The sequence below is a fragment of the Clostridium uliginosum genome, assembly GCF_900112485.1.
GTDB classification, from domain to species: domain Bacteria; phylum Bacillota; class Clostridia; order Clostridiales; family Clostridiaceae; genus Clostridium; species Clostridium uliginosum.
The window spans coordinates 1-1,385 of record NZ_FOMG01000075.1 but is presented as its reverse complement, the minus strand read 5'-3'; the positions used below and the strand labels follow the sequence as shown (position 1 = coordinate 1,385).

Genomic DNA, 1,385 nt, shown 5'->3' with positions numbered 1-1,385 from the left:
AATAATATACCTAGGCAAAATAATTTTTAAGGAACTTTAATTTTAGGAATATCCTAATTTAAAGTTCTTTTTCTTGTGATGTTTTATCAAGTATATCACTAAATACGATATTAAGCTGATTAATAACTAAGTCCCAATCCGGATAATTTCTGGTCCATTTTTTGGCTACGCGTTCAACGGCTAGATAGAGCATTTTTAATAAACTATCATCATTAGGAAATATTAATTTAGTCTTTGTTACTTTTCTAAATTGGCTATTTAAGCTTTCTATAGTATTAGTAGTATATATTATTTTTCTTATGTTATCTGGAAATGCAAAGAAGGTACTTAGATTATCCCAATTATCTTCCCAACTTTTAACTGCATTAGGATATTTATTAGACCATTTGTCTTTTAATGATAGTAAATTTTCCATAGCAACTTCTTCATTAACAGCTTTATATATTCCTTTTAAATCAGCTACAAAAGCCTTTCTATCTTTATATGGAATATACTTCATACTAGACCTTATCTGATGTATTATACATCTTTGTATTTTAGCAAATGGGTATGTAGCTCCGATAGCTTCTTTGAAGCCGTTTAAACCGTCAACACAGAATATAAGGACATTTTGAATTCCTCTATTCTTAAGGTCATTTAATACAGCTAACCAAAATTTACTGCTTTCATTGGCTCCTATCCATATTCCTAAAACTTCTTTTTGGCCATCTAAGTTAACTCCTATTACAACATAAGCAGCTTTAACTATAATTTGTTTATCTTCTCTTACTTTATAATGTATAGCATCCATAAATATAAATGAATAAGTCTTTTTTAAGGGTCTATTTTGCCATTCTGAAACCAAAGGCAATATTCTATTTGTTATATTCGATACAGTTTCAGCACTTATATCTACCCCATATAGCTCCTTTATTTGTTCAGATATATCTCTAGTTGTCATTCCAGTTGCATAAAGACCTAAGATTTTATCTTCGATACCGTTAGCGGATCTTTGATATTTAGGAACTATTTTAGGTTCAAAATTACCATTTCTATCTCTTGGTATATTAAGCTGTACAGGTCCGAGTTCTGTTTTAACAGTCTTTTTTGAATATCCATTACGGCTATTATCATTACTTTTATCTAAATTATCATATTTTCCATAACCTAATGCTTCATCCATTTCCGCTTCTAACGATTCTTGCAAAACATCTCTAAACATTTCTTTAAGTCCGCTTAATATATCATTAGCGTTACTAAAATTCTGCTCCTTTATGTATTCTCTTAATAATTCTTTCGACACATTTCCCATATAAAAAAACTCCTTCTTGTAATAAATTGTTATCTCAATTATTGCCAAGAAGAAGTTCATTTTATTCAGTTTACACAAAATTATTTACAGGGCC

Annotated in this window: 1 protein-coding gene; it reads right to left on the bottom strand. The window is 29.2% G+C overall.

Features of this window, described 5'->3' with window-relative positions; translation table 11 throughout:
- Window positions 1-58: 58 nt before the first annotated feature.
- Window positions 59-1,291 (bottom strand): IS256 family transposase, encoded by a 1,233-nt coding sequence (locus tag BM027_RS17875; RefSeq protein WP_090094519.1) that lies wholly within the window; start codon window positions 1,289-1,291, stop codon window positions 59-61.
- Window positions 1,292-1,385: the final 94 nt, after the last annotated feature.

What these genes read in the sequence shown, in the direction of transcription:
- BM027_RS17875 (WP_090094519.1), bottom strand. Translation starts at nt 1,291, where the DNA reads ATGGGAAATGTGTCGAAAGAATTATTAAGAGAATACATAAAGGAGCAG.